The sequence below is a fragment of the Bacillus sp. UNC438CL73TsuS30 genome (assembly GCF_000482325.1).
Classification (GTDB): domain Bacteria; phylum Bacillota; class Bacilli; order Bacillales; family Cytobacillaceae; genus Neobacillus.
The window spans coordinates 669,468-685,351 of the sequence record NZ_KI535295.1; the positions used below are offsets into that span (position 1 = coordinate 669,468).

The 15,884-nt window shown below is 39.6% G+C and carries 13 protein-coding genes; 12 read left to right on the forward strand and 1 reads right to left on the reverse strand.

The genetic code is table 11. The features are described from left to right. The first annotated feature begins 166 nt into the window (after nucleotides 1-166). The 4 genes from M028_RS0117055 (at nucleotide 167) to M028_RS0117070 (ending at nucleotide 4,476) form a co-directional block, all read left to right on the forward strand. Nucleotides 167-1,837, forward strand: coding sequence for a formate--tetrahydrofolate ligase (locus M028_RS0117055; protein WP_026574936.1), 1,671 nt, complete (start codon nucleotides 167-169; stop codon nucleotides 1,835-1,837). Nucleotides 1,838-1,851: 14 nt separating this feature from the next. Continuing rightward, nucleotides 1,852-2,706: a bifunctional 5,10-methylenetetrahydrofolate dehydrogenase/5,10-methenyltetrahydrofolate cyclohydrolase gene (locus M028_RS0117060; RefSeq protein WP_026574937.1), complete on the forward strand. Its 855-nt coding sequence runs from the start codon at nucleotides 1,852-1,854 to the stop codon at nucleotides 2,704-2,706. A 56-nt stretch (nucleotides 2,707-2,762) separates the two neighbouring features. Then, the gene (locus tag M028_RS0117065) at nucleotides 2,763-3,386 is read left to right on the forward strand and encodes a cyclodeaminase/cyclohydrolase family protein (RefSeq protein WP_026574938.1); all 624 of its coding nucleotides are present in this window, start codon (nucleotides 2,763-2,765) and stop codon (nucleotides 3,384-3,386) included. A gap of 205 nt (nucleotides 3,387-3,591) precedes the next feature. Beyond that, nucleotides 3,592-4,476, forward strand: coding sequence for a FixH family protein (locus M028_RS0117070; protein ID WP_026574939.1), 885 nt, complete (start codon nucleotides 3,592-3,594; stop codon nucleotides 4,474-4,476). Between the two features lie 65 nt (nucleotides 4,477-4,541). Here M028_RS0117070 and M028_RS30290 read toward each other — a convergent pair whose 3' ends face one another. After that, nucleotides 4,542-6,257 carry a sigma-54 interaction domain-containing protein gene (locus M028_RS30290; RefSeq protein ID WP_051591081.1) on the reverse strand — a complete coding sequence of 572 codons (1,716 nt, stop codon included), beginning with the start codon at nucleotides 6,255-6,257 and terminating at the stop codon, nucleotides 4,542-4,544. A 340-nt stretch (nucleotides 6,258-6,597) separates the two neighbouring features. Between M028_RS30290 and M028_RS0117080 the strand changes: the two genes are divergently transcribed. From M028_RS0117080 to M028_RS0117115, 8 genes are all read left to right on the forward strand, one after another. Continuing rightward, entirely contained in the window at nucleotides 6,598-7,749 is a 1,152-nt protein-coding gene (locus M028_RS0117080) for an ABC transporter substrate-binding protein (RefSeq protein WP_026574940.1), read from the forward strand. A gap of 87 nt (nucleotides 7,750-7,836) precedes the next feature. Next, nucleotides 7,837-8,718: a branched-chain amino acid ABC transporter permease gene (locus M028_RS0117085; protein WP_026574941.1), complete on the forward strand. Its 882-nt coding sequence runs from the start codon at nucleotides 7,837-7,839 to the stop codon at nucleotides 8,716-8,718. Between the two features lie 9 nt (nucleotides 8,719-8,727). After that, a complete protein-coding gene (locus M028_RS30295) occupies nucleotides 8,728-9,675 on the forward strand; it encodes a branched-chain amino acid ABC transporter permease (protein ID WP_035424182.1) in 948 nt (315 codons plus the stop codon). Beyond that, a complete protein-coding gene (locus M028_RS0117095; protein WP_026574942.1) occupies nucleotides 9,665-10,456 on the forward strand; it encodes an ABC transporter ATP-binding protein in 792 nt (263 codons plus the stop codon). Before M028_RS30295 ends, M028_RS0117095 begins: the two co-directional genes overlap by 11 nt. Continuing rightward, entirely contained in the window at nucleotides 10,440-11,141 is a 702-nt protein-coding gene (locus M028_RS0117100; protein ID WP_026574943.1) for an ABC transporter ATP-binding protein, read from the forward strand. The genes M028_RS0117095 and M028_RS0117100 overlap by 17 nt, the downstream gene beginning before the upstream one ends. A 340-nt stretch (nucleotides 11,142-11,481) precedes the next feature. Next, nucleotides 11,482-13,203 carry a urocanate hydratase gene (hutU, locus tag M028_RS0117105; protein ID WP_026574944.1) on the forward strand — a complete coding sequence of 574 codons (1,722 nt, stop codon included), beginning with the start codon at nucleotides 11,482-11,484 and terminating at the stop codon, nucleotides 13,201-13,203. Nucleotides 13,204-13,336: 133 nt separating this feature from the next. Further along, complete coding sequence (gene hutI, locus M028_RS0117110) at nucleotides 13,337-14,587, forward strand: imidazolonepropionase (protein WP_026574945.1); 1,251 nt, start codon at nucleotides 13,337-13,339, stop codon at nucleotides 14,585-14,587. 27 nt (nucleotides 14,588-14,614) lie between these two features. Further along, nucleotides 14,615-15,781 (forward strand): M20/M25/M40 family metallo-hydrolase, encoded by a 1,167-nt coding sequence (locus M028_RS0117115; protein ID WP_026574946.1) that lies wholly within the window; start codon nucleotides 14,615-14,617, stop codon nucleotides 15,779-15,781. The last annotated feature ends 103 nt before the right edge of the window (nucleotides 15,782-15,884 follow it).

A 15,884-nucleotide genomic window follows, 5' to 3' on the forward strand; every position in this document is an offset into this window, starting at 1 on the left:
GGTGTTGGATAACAATTATTTATTTTTTTATAAATTCAAAAAGTGTTCATTTTTTGTGGGTTATTTTACAATGTATAAAGTATCCACCAATGTTAAAATTTGAATGTAACCGGATTCAAAGAGTTTCAGATTCATTCATGTTACTAACTTCAAGGGAGAGATTGTTTTGAAGACAGATGTTCAGATTGCTCAGGAAGCACAAATGAAGAAGATTCATGAGATTGCAGATTACCTTGGAATTCATGAACACGAATTAGAACCTTACGGAAGATATAAAGCGAAGGTTTCATTAGAAGTTTTAAAGAGACTAGAGAACAAACCAAATGGCAAGCTTATACTTGTTACTGCCATTAATCCAACCCCAGCCGGAGAGGGAAAAACAACGATAAATGTCGGACTTTCAATGGCGTTAAATAAGATTGGGAAGAAAACAATCACCGCATTAAGAGAACCATCGCTTGGACCATGCTTCGGCATAAAAGGCGGTGCAGCAGGCGGGGGCTATGCTCAAGTCGTGCCAATGGATGACATTAATCTCCACTTTACCGGAGATTTCCATGCGATTACTTCTGCTCATAATTTACTGGCAGCGCTGCTAGATAACCATATACATCAAGGAAACGCGCTTAACATCGATCCAAAGCGAATAGTTTGGAAAAGGGTTCTCGACATGAATGACCGGGCTCTCAGAAATATCATTATCGGTCTTGGCGGTAAAGCAGACGGCTTTGTTAGACAAAGCGGCTTTGATATTACGGTAGCATCAGAAATAATGGCCATACTATGTTTATCTACCAGTTTATCAGACCTGAAAGAGCGGCTTTCCAAAATGGTTGTTGCCTATGCCAAAGAAGGAAAAGCTGTTACCGCGGGAGAACTACAAGCGACCGGAGCAATGGCGTTATTATTGAAAGACGCTATTATGCCAAACCTGGTGCAAACCCTAGAAAATACTCCTGCGTTCATTCATGGGGGACCTTTCGCAAATATAGCCCATGGCTGTAACTCGGTTATGGCGACAACCGTTGCTTTAAAGCTAGCGGAATATGTCGTAACCGAAGCCGGATTTGGAGCAGATCTTGGTGCGGAGAAATTTTTTGATATTAAGTGTAGATTTGCCGGTCTAAAACCGGATGCCGCCGTGATTGTTGCGACCATTCGTGCGCTTAAGATGAATGGCGGTGTTCCTAAGAATGAACTTGGCTTTGAAAACCTTCCTGGACTCGAAGCAGGTATTGCGAATCTCGAGAGACATCTTGAAAATGTTGAGAAATTTGGTGTTCCTGCAGTTGTTGCGATCAATAGATTCCCAACAGATACAGATGCAGAGATTGAACTGTTACGAGAAAAATGTGCCACAAAGGGTGTAGAAGTTGTTCTTGCTGAAGTCTTTACAAAGGGCGGCGAAGGCGGAATTGAATTAGCCCATAAAGTAGTAGAAATTTGTGAAACAAAAGAAGCACATTATGCGCCCCTTTATGATGTTGATGGAACCATCGAAGAAAAAATCACTACGGTTGCAACAGAAATCTACCGTGCTGAAAGAGTGGAATTCACTTCTGCTGCTAAAAAACAGATTGATGAAATCGCAGCTCTTGGTCTAGATAAGATGCCAATTTGTATGGCAAAAACACAGTATTCATTCTCTGACAACCCGGGATTATTAGGTGCGCCAACCGGATTTACTTTAACAGTCAGAGAGGTGAAGGTTTCTGCAGGTGCCGGATTTATTGTGGCACTGACCGGCGACATTATGACAATGCCAGGTCTCCCAAAGATTCCGGCAGCGAACGGAATGGATATTACAGAAGATGGAGAGATTATTGGTCTTTCTTAAATGGAGGAGTATTAATGGGTACAAGACTTGATGGAAAGCCAGTCGTTCAGTTTTTAAGGGAACATATTAAATCACGTGTGGGTGAATTAAGAGAGAACTATATTTTCCCCACGCTTTTATTGATTCGACTTGGAGAACGTGAGGATGATATTTTCTATGAAAAAAGCATTTTAAAGAATTGTGAACTTCTAGGAATTAAGGGAACAGTTAAACAACTTCCTTCTTCGATATCAATGGATCAACTTAAGAAGGTTTTCGTGGAGGCCAATAACAATCCTTCTATTCATGGAATCATGATTTTTAGACCTCTTCCGGATCACCTAGATTTGAATATCATTCGTAATTTAATTGACCCTATCAAAGATATTGATGGCATGTCCCCAGTTAACCTTGAAAAGGTCTTTGAAGGCAATTCCACTGGGTTTGCGCCATGCACTTCAAAAGCAGTAATGGAAATATTGAAATATTATGATATTCCTCTTAATGGAGCAAATGTTGTTGTAGCAGGCAGAAGTCTTGTTGTCGGTAAGCCTCTTGCCATGCTTTTCTTAGATGAAAATGCTACAGTGTCCATTTGTCATTCGAGGACAAAGGAGATGCCGTCTCTCACATCAAAGGCAGATCTTGTCGTTGCGGCCATTGGGAAAGCTAAGTTTATGACTAGAGAATATTTTAGTGAAAATTCGATTGTTGTCGATGTAGGTGTTAATGATGATGGCACCGGAAAAATTTGCGGGGATGTCGATTTTGATTCGGTTTTGGACAAAGTCAAAGCGATTACACCGGCAACAGGTGGAGTCGGAATTATCACGACGACAATTTTATTGGATCATGTGGTGCAGGCATGTGAAAGATTAACTGGTATTTAAATAATTTAAACGTATCTGCTATTTTTGGAGATTTTTACATATGAGGGGGAATTCCTTTGTTAGAAAAAAGCTGCCATGATTTTATCGAAGAGCTTTCAGCAAAATCACCTGTGCCGGGCGGAGGCGGTGCTTCAGCATATGTAGGAGCACTTGGAATGGCATTGGGGAGTATGGTCGGAAACCTTACCATTGGGAAAAAGAAATATAAGGATGTTGAAGAGGATATCATCGAACTTTTAAATAAATCAGAAGTGATAATCGGTCAATTGAAAGCTTTAGTCCAGAAGGATGCCGAAGTGTTTTACCCGTTGTCACAGGCCTATGGCTTACCCACAACAACAGAAGAAGAAAAGAACAATAAGGAATCCGTTTTGCAGGAAGCTCTCATTGAAGCATCAAGGATACCGCTTGAGATTGCAAAAAACTGCTTAGAAGCAATCCGATTACATGAAGAGTATGCAAAAAAAGGTACGAGGATTGCGATTAGTGATGTTGGTGTGGGGGTTGCATTTTGTAAGGCGGCACTCCAAGGGGCAAAGCTCAATGTATTGATTAATACGAAAATCATGAAGAATCAGGAATTGAAAACTAAGATTGAAAATGAACTTTTTGAAATTGAGAGAGTTGGATTAGCTAAGGCGGATCAAATCTATCAGGAAGTTGAAAAGATGTTGGGTTGAAAGTGGGGACTGGAATTTTCCGGTCTCTTTTTTAATTTTGTAGTATAAGTGAAGTTTATGTTTACTTTTCGGTTTGGTCGATAGCATTCCACTTGCCTGATGGAACCAAAGTCAAGTTCGTAATTTTGTCATGATTAGTAACATCTTGAGGTTAAAAATCAATGTAGAATAAAAAGGGAAAATAGTTTTTGAAAGGTCTGGTATCATGAAAAAATTAATGTTCTATATGATAAGTCTGTTGGTAATCATCATGGCAGGTTGCGGGGGAACAAAAGACTTTCAAGTTAAGCTTTCAACGCCTAATACCTTTACGGAGGGAAAGACCTATCCGATGCAAATTAAAATTACAGATCAAAAGGGAAATCCGGTCAAGGGAGCTCATGTTACGGCAGAATTAAATATGAAAACCATGGACCATGGAACAATCCCTGTAACGGTTGAAGAAACCGAGGATGGGAAGTATATTGGCCTAAGTAAATTAGCCATGAATGGGGATTGGATTGCCACCATAAAAGTGGAGAGAAACGGAAAATCTGTTGAAGAAGAAAAGGAATTTTCAGCCGAGGCCGCTACAAAGGAAAATGCCCATAGGGTAACAAAACAGGTCTCCCTGCCAGATTTTAATCTAAAAGACCAAAACGGAAACCAAATCACAAAAAAGGACTTTTTAGGGAAGGCTGTGGTACTGACCTTTACGTATGTCAAATGTGCAGATCCTAATGCCTGCCCAGTATTATTGGCAAACTTCCGTAATTTACAAGAAGACCTTAAAACAAGGGGGATAGATACAGACAAAATTCTGCTCGCATCCGTCACTGTTGACCCGGAAAATGACACTCCACAAGCGATGAATAAACATGCAAAAGAAATAAATTTTGATATGACCTATCTTAAAATGCTAACTGGAAAAATGAGCGAAATCAAAAAAGTGGCCAATACCCTCGGTGAGCATTTTGAAAAACAAGGTAATGTTGTCATGCATGACAATAAAACGTTTATTTTTAACCCTAATGGGGAATTAACGCACGAATTTACCGGGAGCATGATAGATAGGGAAGAATTATTTCAAGTTGTAGCTGAAAATAAATAAACAAAAGGTTTTAATAAAAAAGTGCCAAGCATATGTGAAGTTTTCACATACGCTTGGCACTTTTTTTATTTACCGTTTGGCTTTACGAGCCCATGTTTTTTAATATGATACTGTAAGCTTTGTCTCGTGATTCCGAGTGTTTTGGCTGCTTTAGAGATGTTCCAATCCACTTCGTCCAGTGTCTTTTGAATGTAATGCTCCTGTGAGTTCGAAAAAATCGATTTAAACGGATTCTTTTTTAACTCTTTTTGCTTTTCTACTTTTATCGATGGTGCCGCTAATAATTTTTTCTTCATATAGGCTGGAAGGTGGTCGGTACCAATTTCCTTATCATTTTCATTGACTCGTATAATTAAATTTTCGATTAAATGCTCTAATTCCCTTGTGTTACCAGGCCAATGATATTGAAGCAACATCGAAAGCAATGCATTTGAGAGATGAGGCACATCCTTATTGAATTTTCTCTTATATTTTTCAATGAAAAACTGAATGAAAAAGTGAATATCTTCTGTTCGCTCGCGCAGTGGAGTAATATAGAGACTTGTGTGTGCAAGCCTGTAAAACAAATCAAGACGCATCCTGCCGTCGTCGATTAATTTTTCCGGATCCTCGTTGGAGGCACTTATTACAGTGCATTCTACAGGTGTTACCTCATTGGACCCTACCCTGCGGACTAATCTCTCCTGAAGAACACGAATTAATTTAGATTGTAGGGTCATGGGCATCGAGTTAATTTCATCTAGAAAAAGTGTGCCGTTTTTGGCATATTCAAAAAGTCCAATTTGGTTTGTTGCTCCTGTAAAGGCTCCCTTGATGGTTCCAAATAATGTACTTTCTAATAGCGTTTCCGGGATAGCAGCACAGTTTATCGCAACAAAGGGACTTTCCGCTCTTGGACTGTGATTATGCAAGCTCTGCGCAAATAGTTCTTTACCAGTTCCTGTTTCCCCAACGATTAACACATCGGTATTATGGACTGCAATGTTCTCCGCTTCCTGAATTAAATTCTTTAGCGCCATGCTTTTTCCTTTAATATCATCAAAGGAAAAAGTCGTTCCATTTTTATTGGGCCGATCATTAGCGCCAGAGTTGACAATTTGCCTTCTCATTTCAATCGTTTGATGGAGCTGATTTTTAAGATGGGATTCATTTGTACTGATTGAAAAAACAGCAACAGTTTCTCCATCTTGTTGGATTGGATACGTACTATAATTCACATATTTAGGTACACCATTAACCATGGAGTGTGCTCGATACCGGGAGAAAATGGGTTTACCGGTTTTAAAGGTATGTTTATGCTCTGAATATTGCGGGTTATAATTATAGGCCTCCCAAAGATGTTTTCCAAGAATTTCTCTGCTATCCAAACCTTCTAATTTTTCCTGCGCATTGTTATAGAGCACAATCTTCCCATGCCTATCACTCATCATTACGCCTTCGTTCAAAGATTCTATTATTTTTTCAAGGCAGTATAACCTAGCGTCCTGATTGGTCGATAGATTCGTTGTATCTTTTATACATAAAATCAAATATTCCTCGTCAATTGAGAATTTTTTAACCTCTATTGCCAACTTCTTTTCGTTTATGGTCACTTGATAGATTTGATTCTCTACTAAGGGTTCCTGGTTACATGGTAGAAAAAGAAAGATATCCTTCCCAACCGTGAGATTCAATTGAAGGTCATCTTTCACATCATAAAATAAAATATCGTTATGATCGTCTAAAACAATAACTCCATCAACAAAACTTCTAATCAGTGAACCGATTGATGCTGGATTCATTATAAAGCCCTCCTTTATACACACCTATTTCAGAATATATCATTTAATAGGAAAAGTTAAAACAGTCTGCATGCAAAAAACATCTGCAGAATAGAAAGTTTGATTTTACAAGAATGGAAACTTAATTCCTTTAGCGCTTTATTAGGGTATTGCAAAAAATATCTGCGTTTTTTTAAACTTTTTTTAAAAAGTAAAGGTTATCAAAAAAAATTTCAACCCCTATAATTTCACACTTTTCTGAAAAAGTAAAGGAGATAGTAGGACTATGGCATATTTCTTGCAATAAATAGAATGAGAAATTACTAGACTTTATTTTATAAAAGAAAGTGAGTGATGTGCAGTGAAAAAACGCAGTTTCATTCTTTCCGGTTTGTTAGGGATTTCATTGTTGGTAACAGGCTGTGCAAGCAATCAATCGTCGGGTACAACATCAAGTAAGGGTGCAATAAAAATCGGCTGGGTAGGTCCTTTGACAGGTCCGACATCAACAGATGGTACACTTAGCCGGAATGCTGCACAACTTGCCATTGAACAGTTTAACAAAGATGGGGGTGTGGACGGTAAAAAGGTCGAGCTTGTTGCGGAAGATGATCAAGGAAAACCGGAGGAAGCGTTAAAAGCCGTACAGAAGCTGATTAATAGTGATAAAGTTTTGGGTATCGTTGGCGGTGGTTACAGCGGTCCAATGAAAACGGTTACGCCTAAGGTTCAATCTGCTAAGGTTCCGATGGTTGTGGCCTATGCCGTTCATCCGGATATCACAAAAGGCGGCGATTATGTAAATCGTGTCATTTACACGGCAGATGTTCAAGGAAAAGCAATGGCTGACTATGCTGTCAATGATCTGAAAAAGAAAAACATCGCCGTTATGTATGTAGATATTGATTATGGAATCTCCATCTATAATGCATTCAAAGCCGAAGCTAAAAAACTTGGAGCTAATATTGTGATTGAGAAACCATTTAAAATGGGGGATAAAGATTTTAGCTCTGTTTTAACTGCTGTGAAAGAGTCGAAACCAGATGCTTTATATGTTGTTGGCTACTATAATGAGGCAGCAGGAATCGTTACACAATCGAAGGAATTAGGGATTGATGCACAGTTCTTAGGCGTAGATGGATTTGATTCCCCTAAATTCCTGGAATTGGGTAAGGAAAATACACAAGGTGCAACTTTTACTACCTCGTTCTTTGCAACGGATACAAGGGAAGCAGTTCAAAACTTTGTTAAGGCATGGCATGACAAATATAAAGATAGTGAACCAGACATGCTCTCATCCCAAAGCTTTGATGCAACGGAAGTTATTTTAGAAGCCATGAAAAAGGCTGGAACAGATCGAGAAAAATTAGCTAAAGCAATTAACGAAACAAAGGATTTTGAAGGCACTTCCGGAAAAATTTCCTTTGATGCCCACCATGAAGTAGTAAAACCGGTCATCTTTATGACAGTGAAGGATGGAAAATTCAAATACGTAAAATCTTTGAATTACTAAGGTTCATTTGGACTTAAGCGGGAGGAGGAGGCCTTGGGTCTCCTCTTTGCTTTTTTTATAAGAAAAATCGAAAGGAATGAGGTAAAAATGTTAGCACAACAACTTGTAAACGGGTTTGCAATAGGTTTTGTCTACATCCTTGTCTCTGTTGGCTTGACGATGGTGTATGGAGTCCTGAAACTATTGCATTTTGCACATGGCGTTATTTATATGGTCGGCGCCTTTGCTGCCATGATTGGAATTATGTATCTTCATTTACCGTTTTTGGTCGCTTTAATTTTTGCGATGGTCGTTTCCGCAATTCTCGGGATGGCAATTGAACGCTTTGCCTATCGTCCACTTAGAGGCGGGCACCCAATTACAACATTAATTAGCGGTGTAGGTGTAGCAATCTTTCTCGAGAATTTATTCCAAGTTATTTTTTCTTCCGATACACAGCCGTTTCCAGAAACAGGGACAACCAATACCATCTATCATCTCAGTCAATCAGTCTCGCTTACGAATTATAAATTTTATATAATCCTAGCCGGTGTCATTGGACTCGGACTTCTATTCGCCTTCTTAAAATTTACGAAAATGGGCTTAGCAATTCAAGCAGTTGCACAGGATATGCGCGCCGCATCTTTAATGGGGGTAAATTCCAATCGTGTTGTTTCAGTGACGTTTATGCTTGGGTCTGCTCTTGCAGCAGCTGCCGGTGTATTAGTTGCATTAAATTACAATTCTTTATTTCCAAGCATGGGCTCGATTCCTGGTCTAAAAGCATTTTGTGTTGTGGTTCTTGGAGGATTAGGATCCATCGGCGGCACGATTATCGGTGGATTAATCCTTGGCCTAGTAGAAACGATGAGCGATGGATATTTGTCTGGAATGGTCATTGATAAAGATGCGATAGCCTTTGTTATTTTAATTTTTATCCTATTAATTAAACCGTCCGGATTGTTTGGGAAAAAAGTCGAGAAAGTGTAGGTGAGGGTGATGGATGCAATATTTAATCCTTATTATGTTGACATTATTGTTTTCTTAATTATCTATATCGTACTTGGTTTAGGACTGAATCTGATTACCGGTTACGCAGGTCAAGTATCACTTGGACACGCTGCCTTTTTTGGAATTGGTGCCTATTCCTCAGCAATCCTGTCTACGAAAGCTGATTTAAATCCGTGGCTAGCGATTCTCTTGGCTATTGTAATCACTTTTATTATTAGCGCAATTTTAGGATTACCATCTCTTAGGGTTCGTGAAGATTTTCTTGCAATCACCACGCTGGGAATGGGTTTAATTATCCAGTCCTTTTTTAAAAATGCCAGCATTACCGGTGGGGCTTTCGGGATCGATATGATACCTACTCCCTCCCTGTTTGGGATGAAACTTGAGAATGTGAGTTATTTGGTATTTCTTTTGATTGTCATGCTGATAGGGATTTATGTAGTCAGGAAAATGACTCAATCTCGAATCGGGCGTGCCTGGATGGTTATTCGTGAAGATGATATTGTCGCTCAATCAATGGGAATCAACACCACCTATTACAAGGTATTGGTATTTGCAATCGGAGGCGCATATGCCGGTGCGGCAGGTGCTTTCTTTGCTCATAAAGTTACCTATATTAGCTCGGACTCCTTCGGTTTTTCGGTTTCCGCGACAATCTTGAGCATGGTGGTAATCGGAGGCCTAGGCAGTATTCGTGGCACATTATTTGGTGTAAGTGCACTTTATTTATTACCTGAGTTGTTCCGCCTATTCCAATTCACTTTAATCGATATGAAATATCTCGATATGTATAAAATGATGCTTTATGGTTTGCTGATGGTTGTAATGATGCGTTACCGTCCAAATGGAATTTTTGGTAAAAAGGGTGCGAAAAAGGTAATAGTCAAATCTCTTCGTAAAAGGAAATCGGCAAAGGGCGGTGAACATGTTGCTTAAAATAGAAGGAATCACTAAACGATTCGGTGGTTTAGTTGCAGTAAGCGATGTAAGTCTTCAAGTAAAGCAAGGAGAGATTTTTGGACTAATCGGACCGAATGGTGCAGGCAAAACAACATTTTTTAACATGTTAACAGGGATCTATAAACCAAATGAAGGGAAAATTCTTTTTGAAAATCAACCGGTTCAAGGATTAAAGCCATTTCGAATTGCGAAATTAGGAATTTCCCGCACCTTTCAGAATATCCGTTTGTTAAAACAGGAAACTGTAATCGAAAATGTTATGGTCGGGATGTTTGGAAAGACGCATTCAGGACTCTGGTCTGCCATTTTGGGCTTACGTTCTGCAAAAAATGAAGAAGAGATCGTTAGGGAAGAAAGCCGAAAAATTTTAGAGCTTGTTGGTCTAAAAGGATTTGAAAATGAGCTAGCTAACAGTCTTTCTTATGGAAATCAGCGTAGGGTCGAAATAGCACGTGCATTGGTTTCGAAGCCAAAACTGCTCCTTCTCGATGAGCCGACAGCAGGAATGAACGATGAAGAAACAGACGAGATTGGCAAGCTTATTTTAAAAATTAGAGAAAATGGTACAACGGTTATCTTGATTGAACATAATGTTGGCTGGGTCATGGGCCTTTGTGATCGAATTGCCGTTTTTGATCACGGTGAAAAAATTGCCGATGACGTACCGGAAGTGATTATAACAAATCCTGAGGTAATTGAGGCTTATATCGGTAAAGAAGATGAGGAAAGGGAGAACGAATATGCTGCAAATTCATAATCTCAATGTGTCCTACGGAAACATCCATGCAGTAAGAAATCTCTCTCTGGAGGTACAAAAAGGAGAGGCAGTGGCCCTAATCGGGGCAAACGGAGCCGGGAAAACAACCACTGTTAATGCGATTTCCGGTATCATCCCTTCAAAAGGTTCGATTCAATATGAGGGGAAAGAAATTAATGGGATGGCTCCACATAAAGTCGTAAAAGAAGGAATTATTATGGTACCGGAGGGCAGGCGGATTTTTCCAAAGTTATCGGTGGTTAATAACCTAATTATGGGAACGTATGCGAGAAAAGTATCAAAAAAAGAATTGCATCAGGAAATTGAGAAGATTTATGAATTATTTCCGCGTTTGGAAGAGAGGCGCCAGCAAATGGCCGGTACATTGAGCGGCGGGGAACAGCAAATGTTGGCCATCGGCCGCGCACTAATGGCTAAGCCGAAGCTGCTTATTTTAGATGAACCTTCGATGGGCTTGGCACCTATTGTTGTAAAAAGTATTTTTTCAACGGTTAATAAAATTAAGCAAGAAGGATTAACGATTCTTTTAATTGAACAGAATGCATCAATGGCCCTATCGGTAGCAGACCGTGGATATATCTTGGATAATGGAGAAATTCATTTACAGGATACGGCCAAAAATCTACGTGCAAAAGATGTAGTTAAAAAAGCATATCTAGGGTAATCAAGAAGTGTGAAAACTTTGATAGATCTGCTTTAATACCTGAAACATCCTTAAAGTAAGTAAAGTAAAATTTGCATGCAAATTTTATCTGCATTCGATAGAGTGGAACCGTTTACAAGGATTAAACAGGTTTTAAAAGGTCCTCGCAGGAAGTATGCAAAAAACATCTGCGGTTTATATGGATGAAATACATTTTTTTAACTATTGTAAGGCAAAAGTTAAACGGGATTTTCAGGGTAATAGAGCGGTTTTAAATAAAATTAACCTAAATCAACCAACTTGGCACGGTACTTGCAATATATAAAGTCGAGAACAACATTTAATCTAGGAGGAATCATTTATGTCTAAACCAGAAATCTTATATTCCGTTAAAGCGCAAAGAGGACCTGAGCTCCGTTGTAAGGGCTGGAGACAGGAATCAATCCTAAGAATGCTTGAAAATAATATGGAAAATGCCGAAAAACCGGAAGAATTAGTAATTTATGGCGGTATCGGAAAAGCGGCTCGTAACTGGGAATCCTACCACGCAATCGTTAAATCATTAAAAGAACTTGAAGACGATGAAACATTGGTTGTTCAATCTGGGATGCCGGTTGCAATCTTTAAAACTCATAAATATGCTCCGACGGTTGTAATGGCAACAACAAATATTATGAAAGCCGATTGGCCAACATTCTACGATCTTCAAGACAAAAACTTAACGATGTATGCAAACTATACGGCTGCACCATGGGAATATATCGGAACACAAGGAGTTATCCAAGGAACTTTTGAAACACTTTCTGCGATTGCACGTCTACACTATAACGATTCACTTGTTGGAAAAATCCTACTAACAGCGGGTGCAGGTGGTATGGGCGGTAACCAAACAAGAGCCATGACGATGCACGGTGGTGTGGCCATCCTTTGTGACTCTAACGTAGAAATCATTAATCGCCGGATTGAAAAGAAATTTATTGATGTTTTAGTAGATTCATTGGATGAAGCAATTGTAATGGCTAAAGAATATGCGGCTGCTGGAAAGCCACTAGGAATTGGTGTTGTCGGTAATGCTGCAGATATTTTTGAGCAGGTACTTAAATCAGGATGGTTACCAGACATTTCTACATCCATGACACCTGCGCATGACCCGATTTCATATCTGCCATCTGGATACACAGTTGCACAAGCAGATGAACTACGTGATACAAACCGTGAGCTTTATTTAGAAAAAGCCCGCGCAACCATGGTACGTGAGTTAGAAGCTCTTATTAAATTTTTAGACCTAGGCGTTAAGTCCTTTGAATACGGTACAAGTATCCGTAAAGAGTGTATCGATGCCGGTATGGATGAAAAAGAAGCAAAACGTCTTCCAGGCTTTGTTGCAGAATACATTCGTCCATTATTCTGTGAAGGCCGTGGACCATTCCGTTGGGTATGTTTATCCGGTGAAGCAGAAGATTTACGTAAAATTGATGAAATGATTCTTGAAGAGTTCAGCGACGATTTACTGGTAACTCGCTGGATTAAGCTGGCAATGAAACATATTCCAATTGAAGCATTACCTGCACGTATTTGTTACATGGGTTTTGGTCAACGTAAGAAATTCGCTTTAAAAGTAAATGACATGATTCGAAATGGTGAACTTGCTGGACCAGTTGCCTTCTCCCGTGATAACCTTGACTCTGGTTCGATCGTTAACCCTACATTTGAATCTGAAAACATGAAAGACGGCGGTGATTTAATCTCCGACTGGCCAGTATTGAACGGTCTATTAAACGCAGTGGGAATGTGTGATTTGATTGCCCTTCAAGCGAACTACTCTATGGGTGAAGCCGTTCATACAGGTGTAACAATGATTGCCGACGGAACTGCAGAATCTGATATGAGACTTGAAGTAGCGATGACTGTTGACTCCGGAATCGGGGTTATTCGCCACGCACAGGCGGGCTATGAAACTGCCCGTGATGTTGCCAACGGTAAAGGAAAGCTTACAGATGAAAGCATTAAAGTACCATTATGGTGGTCACCAAAAGCAACATTTGGTCCGAAAGATTTAGAAAAAGAAGATGTAAAGGCTTAATAAAGATGAAATAAAACTAGATAGTAGGGATCATCTTTTCTTGCGGGTCTCTACTATTCTTTTGTTATTTTCAAAGTGTTCCATAACCATTGCAGCCATTGGATAGACAGTATATATGTTTGGGGGTTTGTATATGTCTGAGACAAAAGTGAAGACAAAAGTAGATTTATTGATTACTAATGCCGCAGAAGTCATTACCTGTGCAGGGGAAGGTATGAGTGAAATCGGTGTTTTAGAAAATGCCTGGATTGCTATAAAGGATGAAAAAATTGCCGGTGTAGGTACTGAAGCGGAATTAAAAGAAAGCTTTGAACTAGAAGGATCGGACGTTATTGACGCAAAAGGGAAAGTAGTAGCTCCTGGATTTATCGATTCCCATACTCATCTAGTTTTCTATGGCACGAGAGTCGAGGAATATGCAGCAAAGGTAGCGGGATATACCCCCGAAAAATTAAAAGAGCTCGGAATTTCATTCGGACCGAACCGGACGGTTGAATTAACGAGGAATAGACCTTCAGAAGAGTTGTTTGAACAATCAAAAAAACGACTGATGACGATGCTGGAATATGGAATTACTACGGTCGAAAGCAAGAGCGGTTATGGATTAACGACAGAGAGTGAAATCAAAATTCTAGAGGTTAGCAAAAGGCTGAATGAAGAAACACCTCTTGATGTATTAAATACTTTTTTAGGTGCTCATGGTTTCCCTGAAAACCTAACCAAAGAAGAATACTTGGATGTCATTATCAATGAAATGATTCCAAAAGTAGCGGAACGTGAATTGGCAGAATTTTGTGATGTTTGGTGTGATGATGGCTATTTTACGGCAGAGGAATCGGAATTGATCCTTAAAGCAGGATTGAAATATGGGATGAAACCAAAAATTCATGCGGATGCCTATTCCTATATAGGTGGTACCGACCTTGCAGCCGATATGAAAATGGTTTCTGTCGACCATCTGAATTATACACCTGTTGAAGTGATGGAAAAGCTTGCTGCAGCTAAGGTTACGGGAGTTTTAATGCCGTCTTTGGATTTTGCTGTAGGTCATAAACGTCCGTTCGATGCACGGAAAATGCTTGATTTAGGGATGGAGATTGCATTGGCAACCGATCTTTGCCCAGCAAGTTATACCCAATCGATGCAATTTGTAATCAACCTCGCCTGCAGACTATATCAATTCTCTGTTGAGGAAGCAATTAAAGCTGCTACATTTGGCGGAGCAAGAGCTCTTGATCTTGATGATCGCGGAGTAATTCAAGAAGGTAAACTGGCTGACTTGCAGATTTGGGATGTCCCAACTTACAAGCATGTAGCTTACGAGCTTGGAACGAACGTTGTTGAAACAGTAATCAAAAATGGAAAAGTTGTCTTGAGCCGCTAGGATAAACGATTTATGGAGGGAACTTTAATGAAAACCAATCAGGTATCCAAAGCTTCTGAATACGTTAACGAAGAACGTTTACAAGAGTTATTTTTGGAATTGGCAAAAATCAATGCACCAAGCGGGAAAGAAAGCCTTGTGGCTGAATATTTAAAAAAGGCGCTTCCTGAGCTTGGATTTACCTTGGAATTTGATGAAGCGCATAAAAACTTTAATGGTGAAGTCGGTAACCTGGTTGCCTGGCGCGAAGGTTCAGACCCTTCTATTCCACCGTTATTTTTCTCGACGCATATGGATACGGTTTTACCAACAGAAGGCTTAAAGCCTGTCATTAAAGATGGTGTGATTTATTCTGATGGTACTACTATTTTGGGCGCTGATGACAGAGCAGCGTTGGCGGCTTACTTAGAAGCGATCCGAGCAATCATTGAAAGCGGTGTGCCACACGGACCAATTGAATTCGTTTTGACCGTCAATGAACAGCCGGGCCTTGTTGGTGCCACTTACATGGACTATAGCATAGCTAAAAGTAAAATGGGCTATATTTTTGACAGCAGCGGCGATGTCGGCCAAACCATTTTAAAAGGGCCTTATAGCAGCCGGATTTGGATGGAAGTTCAAGGAAATGCTGCACATATTGCCTTAAATGCAGAAGAAGGAAATAGCGCATTCCTTCTAGCAGCAGAAGGGTTAACAAATATGAAACTCGGTGCAATCGATGAAGAAACGCTAGCAAATATCGGGATCATTAAAGGTGGAGAACTGACATCGATTATACCTGGTAGTGTAACGGTTGCAGGTGAAGTACGCAGTTTTTCTAAAGAAAAATTAGATGCCCAGCTGAAGCATATGGAAGAAGTCATGAAACAGGCGGCAGAGAAAAAGGGCGGAAAAGTGGCTGTTTCAATCGAGAAAAAATATCTTGGTTTTGATATTCCAGAAGACCATATTTTAGTGAAAAACACCTTAGAAGCTGCGCAAAATATTAACGTAAAGCCGTATTTAACGGAAACATTAGGCGGTGCCGATACAAATGTGCTAAATGAAAATGGACTTACCACGATCACACTTGGATTAGGATTCCAAAATATTCACTCTTTCAGGGAATGTATCAGCATCGAAAACCTTATTAATACAGGTAAATTAACAGCAGCATTAATTGAACAGTGGTATGTGAACCATAAAAGTTCCTAAAGGAATGCAAAACATTCCAGATTAACAGTTTAATAGAATGGTATTATAGTAAGGATTTTGTCGAGAAATTGATTTATAATATTGAATGAAGTCGAAACATTTT

Bases quoted from the DNA above. Each gene is read 5' to 3' on its own strand.
- M028_RS0117060 (WP_026574937.1), top strand. From the start codon at position 1,852: ATGGGTACAAGACTTGATGGAAAGCCAGTCGTTCAGTTTTTAAGGGAA.
- M028_RS0117070 (WP_026574939.1), top strand. From the start codon at position 3,592: ATGAAAAAATTAATGTTCTATATGATAAGTCTGTTGGTAATCATCATG.
- M028_RS30290 (WP_051591081.1), bottom strand. From the start codon at position 6,257: ATGAATCCAGCATCAATCGGTTCACTGATTAGAAGTTTTGTTGATGGA.
- M028_RS0117085 (WP_026574941.1), top strand. From the start codon at position 7,837: ATGTTAGCACAACAACTTGTAAACGGGTTTGCAATAGGTTTTGTCTAC.
- M028_RS30295 (WP_035424182.1), top strand. From the start codon at position 8,728: ATGGATGCAATATTTAATCCTTATTATGTTGACATTATTGTTTTCTTA.
- M028_RS0117095 (WP_026574942.1), top strand. From the start codon at position 9,665: ATGTTGCTTAAAATAGAAGGAATCACTAAACGATTCGGTGGTTTAGTT.
- M028_RS0117100 (WP_026574943.1), top strand. From the start codon at position 10,440: ATGCTGCAAATTCATAATCTCAATGTGTCCTACGGAAACATCCATGCA.
- hutU (WP_026574944.1), top strand. From the start codon at position 11,482: ATGTCTAAACCAGAAATCTTATATTCCGTTAAAGCGCAAAGAGGACCT.
- hutI (WP_026574945.1), top strand. From the start codon at position 13,337: ATGTCTGAGACAAAAGTGAAGACAAAAGTAGATTTATTGATTACTAAT.
- M028_RS0117115 (WP_026574946.1), top strand. From the start codon at position 14,615: ATGAAAACCAATCAGGTATCCAAAGCTTCTGAATACGTTAACGAAGAA.